The sequence below is a fragment of the Micromonospora sp. NPDC049799 genome (assembly GCF_040656655.1).
Classification (GTDB): Bacteria; Actinomycetota; Actinomycetes; order Mycobacteriales; family Micromonosporaceae; genus Micromonospora.
In genome coordinates this window covers 1-6,825 of the sequence record NZ_JBFAMU010000264.1, presented here as the reverse complement: position 1 = coordinate 6,825, position 6,825 = coordinate 1, and the positions used below count along the sequence as shown (strand labels likewise).

Sequence of the window (6,825 nt, the reverse complement as noted above, 5' to 3'; positions counted from 1 at the left end):
GGCGGTGCGCGGTTCGCACGGCCGGTTGCCGGCCGACCCGGCGGACGGCCCGGTGCTGCTCTGCTCCGACGCGTCGGCCGCGCGTGACCGGATCGCCGCCACCGAGGTCAAGGCCCTGCTGCTGCACCTCGCCGGGCTGTCCGACCGCGCCGGCGCCCCGGCGGCGCCCCACCCGACCGGGGAGGCGTCGTGACGGTCACCGCCGAACCGACCGACGTGAGCGGGCTGCGGGCCCGTTTCGACGCGGAGCTGGCCGCGTTCCTCGACCGGCAGGGGCCGGACTGGCCGGACGGCGCCCCCCGGGGCGTGTTCACCGCCCTGAACCGGTTCGTGCTGGCCGGCGGAAAACGGCTGCGCCCGCTCTTCTGCTACTGGGGCTGGCGCGGCGCCGGCGGGTCGGACGGCAGCCCCATCGTGGTGGCCGCCGCCGCCCTGGAGCTGTTCCACGCCTTCGCGCTGATCCACGACGACATCCTGGACGGCAGTGACCGTCGTCGGGGTGAACCGTCGGTGCACCGGCTCTTCGCGGACCTGCACGCCCGGTCGTCGTGGCGCGGGGACCCCGAGGCGTACGGGCGCAACACCGCGCTGCTCTGCGGTGACCTCTGCGCCGCCTGGTCGGACCAGATGTTCCACGAGTGCGGCCTGAGCGCCGACGTGATCCACCGCGGGTACGCGGTCTTCGCCCTGATGCGGACCGAGGTGATCGCGGGGGAGTACCTGGACCTCGTGTCCGGCGTCGGCGACGGCTCGGTGGCCAGCGCACTGACGGTGATCCGGATGAAGGGGGCCCGCTACACGGTGACCCGGCCGCTCCAGATCGGGGCCACGCTGGCGGGGGCGGCGCCGGAGCTGGTCGCCGCGCTGGCCGAGTTCGGCGATCCGCTCGGTGACGCGTTCCAGCTCCGCGACGACGTCCTCGGCGTCTTCGGGGACCCGGCGGTGACCGGCAAGTCCGTCCTGGACGATCTCCGTGAGGGCAAGCCGACGGTGATGATGGCCCTGGCCCGGGACGCGGCCGACCGGGCGCAGACGGCGCGACTGCGGGAGCTGTTCGGCAACCCGGCGCTGGACGCCGACGGCGCCGCCGAGTTGCGGGGCATCATCGAGAGCACCGGCGCACGGGAGAAGATCGAGCAGATGATCCGCGTACGGGCCGAGGCGGCCCTGGCGGCCCTGGTCGACGCGCCACTGGACGAGTCCACCCGTGCGGCGCTCACGTCCCTCGCGGCGCAGGCTGTCGACCGTCCTCTCTGAGACCGCTCTCCCGAACTTTTGCTTCTATGGACAAAAGTTCACGTTGGACGGTCGGAAGGTATGGACACATCGACGGATCCGACTTAATGTCGTGGCCATCACAACGGTGTTTCGTCGAGGTGAACCGACGGCGCGGGAACCCATCGACTGGTGATCTCCGCGTGGCCCGCCGGCCACCGGTCGTCACGGCCGGCCGGGTCGGCACCCGGCAGGCCCGCATCCTCCCGCTACGGCATTCGGCGCGACGGCGCGCGCCCGCCCTGGCAGATTACTCGTCAGGAAGGGACCCCCCCATATGTCCACATCGGACGCCACCATCCCCCACCGCAACCGACGATGGTTCTCCGCCAGCGCCGCGCTGGTCCTGGCCGCCGCTGCCGGCACGGTCGCCCTGGGCGCCGGGCCCGCCGCACTGGGCGGGCCCACGGCCGCCTCCGCCCACCCCATCGTGGGCACCGACTTCCAGCAGGTCACTCTCGCCAAGGGGGCCGCCGAGGTCGGCGAGCCCATGACGATCGCGGTGCTCCCGGATCGCTCGGTCGTGCACACCGCCCGCAACGGCACGGTGCGCCGGACCGACTCCGCCGGCAACACCTCCGTCATCGGCACCCTGGCCGTCTACACCCACGACGAGGAGGGGCTCCAGGGCGTCGGGGTCGACCCGAACTTCGCCACCAACCGGCACATCTACCTCTACTACGCGCCGCCGCTGTCCACGCCGTCCGGCGACGCGCCCGCGACGGGCAGCGACTTCTCCGCCTGGGACGGCGTCAACCGGCTGTCCCGGTTCACGCTGAACGCCGACTTCACCATCAACACCGGCAGCAAGGTCGACGTACTGGACGTCCCGGCCAGCCGGGGCATCTGCTGCCACGTCGGCGGCGACATCGACTTCGACGCGGCCGGCAACCTCTACCTGTCGACCGGCGACGACACGAACCCGTTCGACTCCGCGGGGTACGCCCCGATCGACGAGCGGACCAACCGCAACCCCGCGTACGACGCGCAGCGCAGTTCCGCCAACACCAACGACCTGCGCGGCAAGATCCTCCGGATCAAGGTCAACGCGAACGGGACGTACTCGATCCCGTCCGGCAACATGTTCGTCGACTCGGACCCGAAGACCCGGCCCGAGATCTACGCGATGGGCTTCCGCAACCCGTTCCGGATGAGCGTGGACAAGGCCACCGGCATCGTCTACGTCGGTGACTACGGGCCGGACGCCGGCACCACCACCAGCCGTGGCCCCAGCGGTCAGGTCGAGTTCAACCGGGTCACCGGGCCCGGCAACTACGGGTGGCCGTACTGCACCGGGACCAACACCGCGAACGAGACGTACGCCGAGTGGGACTTCGCCGCCGGCACGGCCGGCGCGAAGTACAACTGCACCGGCGGCCCGACCAACAACTCGTTCCGCAACACCGGCCTGACCACCCTGCCGGGGGCGAAGGCGGCCTGGATCCGGTACGCCGGCGACGCCGGCAGCCCGCCCGAGTTCGGCGGCGGCTCCGAGTCGCCGATGGCCGGCCCGGTCTACCGGTACAGCGCGTCGAACCCGTCGACCACCAAGTTCCCGCAGGGCTTCGACGGGCAGTTCTTCGCCGGCGAGCTGGGCCGGGGCTGGGTCAAGCCGATCCACCTCAACGCCGACGGCTCACCGGGCGCCATCGAGACGTTCCCCTGGAACGGCAAGCAGGTCATGGACATGGCGTTCGGTCCGGACGGCGCGCTCTACGTCCTGGACTACGGCACCGGCTACTTCAACGGCGACGCCAACTCCGCCCTCTACCGCTACGACTACATCGGCGGCGGCAACGCGGCACCGACGGCGGTCGCGGCGGCGGACAAGACCTCCGGCGCGGCCCCGTTGACCGTGAACTTCTCCTCGGCCGGGTCGTCGGACCCGGAGGGTGGCGCGCTGACGTACTCGTGGAACTTCGGCGACGGCACCACCTCGACGGCGGCCAACCCGAGCAAGACGTACACCGCCAACGGCACGTACACCGTCACGCTGACCGTCCGGGACCCGCAGAACGCCACCGGTACGGCGAACGTGCAGATCGGCGTCGGCAACACCGCGCCCACGGTGACCATCACCAGCCCCGGCAACGGCCAGTTGTTCAGCTACGGGGACACCGTGCCGTTCAGCATCACGGTGACCGACCCGGAGGACGGCACCATCGACTGCACCAAGGTCAAGATGACGTACGTGCTGGGGCACGACAGCCACGGCCACCAGATCACGTCGAAGCAGGGCTGCTCCGGGTCGATCACGATCCCGGTCGACGGTGAGCACGACGACGCGGCGAACATCTTCGCCATCTTCGACGCCGAGTACACCGACGCGGGTGGGCTGACCACCCACAAGCAGCACACCCTCCAGCCGAAGAAGCGGCAGGCGGAGCACTACAAGACCTCCTCGGGCATCCAGCAGTACAGCAAGGCGACGGCCGAGGGCGGCAAGACCGTCGGCAGCATCGACAACGGCGACTGGATCGCCTTCGAGCCGTACCGGATCAACAACGTCACCTCCTTCACCGCCCGGGTCTCCTCCGGCGGCATCGGCGGCACCCTCCAGGTCCGCGCCGGCTCGGCCACCGGCACCGTGCTCGGCTCGGCCACCGTGCCGGTCACCGGCTCCTGGGAGACCTTCCAGAACGTCACCGGCGCCATCTCCAGCCCGCCGGCCGGCACCACCACGCTCTACCTGACCTTCGCCGGTGGCGCCGGGGCGCTCTTCGACGTCGACTCGTTCACCTTCACCACCGGCTCCTCGGGCGGCGGGACCGGGCCGATCGTCGGGCTCGCCGGCAAGTGCCTCGACGTCCGCAACGCGGCGACCGCCGACGGTACGCAGATCCAGATCTACACCTGCAACGGCACCTCCGCGCAGACGTGGACGGTGACGCCGAACTCGACGGTCAAGGCGCTGGGCAAGTGCCTCGACATCTCGGGCGGGGCGTCGGCCGACGGCACCAAGATCCAGCTGTGGACGTGCAACGGGACCGGCGCGCAGAACTGGTCGGCGCAGGCCGACGGCACGCTGAAGAACCCGCAGTCGGGCAAGTGCCTGGACGTCTCGGGCAACAACTCCGCCGACGGCACCGCGGTGCACCTGTGGACCTGCCACACCGGCGCCAACCAGAAGTGGACCCTGCCATGAGAATCCTCCGATCCGTGATCGGCGTGGCCACCGCCGCCCTCGCCGTGCTGGCCTGCACCACACCGGCCACTCCGGCCAGCGCTGCCGACGCCGCCTACGACGTGCTGGTCTTCTCGAAGACCGCCGGCTTCCGCCACGACTCCATCGCGGTGGGCACCCAGGCCGTCCGGGACCTGGGCGCGGCGAACAACTTCACCGTCACCGCCACCGAGGACGCCGCCGCCTTCACCACCGGCAACCTCGCCCAGTACGAGGCGGTGATCTTCCTCAACACCACCGGTGACGTGCTCAACGCCACCCAGCAGACCGCCTTCGAGTCGTACATCGGCTCCGGCGGCGGCTACGTCGGTGTGCACTCCGCCGCCGACACCGAGTACAACTGGTCGTTCTACGGCAACCTGGTCGGGGCGTACTTCGCCTCGCACCCCGCGATCCAGCAGGCGAACGTCAAGGTGGAGAACCGGGCGCACGCGGCCACCGCCCACCTGCCGCAGACCTGGACCCGCACCGACGAGTGGTACAACTACACCACCAACGCCCGCTCCACCGCCCGCGTCCTGGCCACCCTCGACGAGGGCTCGTACTCGGGCGGCTCGATGGGCGCCGACCACCCGCACGCGTGGTGCAAGACCTACAGCGGCGGCCGGGCCTTCTACACCGGCGGCGGGCACACCCAGGCGTCGTACTCCGACTCGGCGTTCCGCGCGCACCTGCTCGGCGGCATCCGGTACGCGGCCGGCCGCACGAAGGCCGACTGCCGGGCGGAGACCGGCTACACCGCCCTCTACAACGGCTCGACCACCGGCTGGTCGCAGGCCGGGCCGGGCAGCTTCACCAACTCCGACGCCACGCTGACCTCCGTCGGTGGGCTCGGCATGCTCTGGTACAGCGCGAAGGAGTTCACCAACTACTCGCTCAAGCTGGACTGGAAGCTGGCCGGGGACGACAACTCGGGCGTCTTCATCGGCTTTCCGCCGTCGAGCGACCCGTACTCGGCGGTGAACAACGGCTACGAGGTGCAGATCGACGCCACCGACGCCGCCGACCGGACCACCGGCGCCGTCTACACCTTCAAGTCCGCCGACATCGCCGCCCGGGACGCGGCGCTCAACCCGCCGGGGGAGTGGAACACCTACGAGCTGCTGGTCGAGGGTGAGCGGCTCCAGGTCTTCCTGAACGGGTCGAAGATCAACGACTTCACCAACACCAACCCGGCACGTTCGCTGGCCGGCCACATCGGCATCCAGAACCACGGCAACGGCGACGACGCGTCGTTCCGCAACATCCGGATCAAGGAGCTGGGCACCACCCCGCCGCCGACCGGGAACACCACGATCCAGGCCGAGTCGTTCAGCTCGCAGAGCGGGGTCACCCCGTTCACCAAGGCCGGTGCGAACGGCGGTCAGACCCTCGGCTACATCGACCCGGGCGACTGGGCCGCGTACAACGGGGTCTCGCTGACCGGCGTCACGTCGTTCAAGGCGCGGATCGTCTCCGGCGGGCCGGGCGGCACGATCCAGGTGCGGACCGGCTCGACCACCGGCACCGTGCTCGGCTCGGTCGCGGTGCCCAACACCGGTAGCTGGACCACCTTCGCCGACGTCACGACGAACCTGTCCAACGTCCCGTCGGGCACCCAGAACCTCTACCTCACCTTCACCGGCTCGGGTACGGGGCTCTTCGACGTGGACGACTTCACCCTGGTGAAGGGGACCGGGGGCACCCCGGGCACCGGCCCGATCAAGGGCCTGGCCGGCAAGTGCCTGGACGTACGCAGCAGCGGCACGGCCGACGGTACGCAGATCCAGATCTACACCTGCAACGGCTCGGGCGCGCAGACGTGGACGGTGACGCCGAACTCGACGATCAAGGCCCTCAACAAGTGTCTCGACGTCTCCGGCGGCGGGTCGGCCGACGGCACGAAGATCCAGCTGTGGACCTGCAACGGCTCGGGTGCCCAGAACTGGTCGGCGCAGGCCGACGGCACGCTGAAGAACCCGCAGTCGGGCAAGTGCCTGGACGTCTCGGGCAACAACTCCGCCGACGGCACCGCGGTGCACCTGTGGACCTGCCACACCGGCGCCAACCAGAAGTGGATCCTGCCCTGACCTGAGGCCACCGGTCGAACCGGCCTCCTCCCACCCACGGGGTCCCTGCCACGGCAGGGGCCCCGTGCTGTCGCGCTCCGGCCGCGACGACGCCGCAGCGCCTGATGTCTGTGTGACATGAATATGTCCCACAGACATCAGGCCGCCACGACTCCTGCCGCCCCGCGCGCGACCCGCCGGAGGCGGCCAGCCGATCTCCGCCGGGGGCGGGGTGATCGCGGGTGGGAGCGGTCGGCGGCGAGGCCGCTGCCGTACCTTGACCGCATGGGACAGGACAGTGGACCGCATCCGGCGGTA

Annotated in this window: 3 protein-coding genes and 1 pseudogene; all 4 read left to right on the top strand. The window is 70.6% G+C overall.

From position 1 onward, the window contains the following. Positions 1-193 (top strand): annotated as a pseudogene (locus AB0I76_RS19165) (alkaline phosphatase family protein); the annotation flags it as partial. After that, entirely contained in the window at positions 190-1,257 is a 1,068-nt protein-coding gene (locus AB0I76_RS19160) for a polyprenyl synthetase family protein (RefSeq protein WP_357036969.1), read from the top strand. The pseudogene AB0I76_RS19165 and the gene AB0I76_RS19160, both read left to right, overlap by 4 nt. Before the next feature lie 295 nt (positions 1,258-1,552). Beyond that, positions 1,553-4,420 (top strand): PQQ-dependent sugar dehydrogenase, encoded by a 2,868-nt coding sequence (locus AB0I76_RS19155; protein ID WP_357036966.1) that lies wholly within the window; start codon positions 1,553-1,555, stop codon positions 4,418-4,420. Beyond that, entirely contained in the window at positions 4,417-6,528 is a 2,112-nt protein-coding gene (locus AB0I76_RS19150) for a ThuA domain-containing protein (RefSeq protein WP_357036963.1), read from the top strand. Before AB0I76_RS19155 ends, AB0I76_RS19150 begins: the two co-directional genes overlap by 4 nt. Positions 6,529-6,825: the final 297 nt, after the last annotated feature.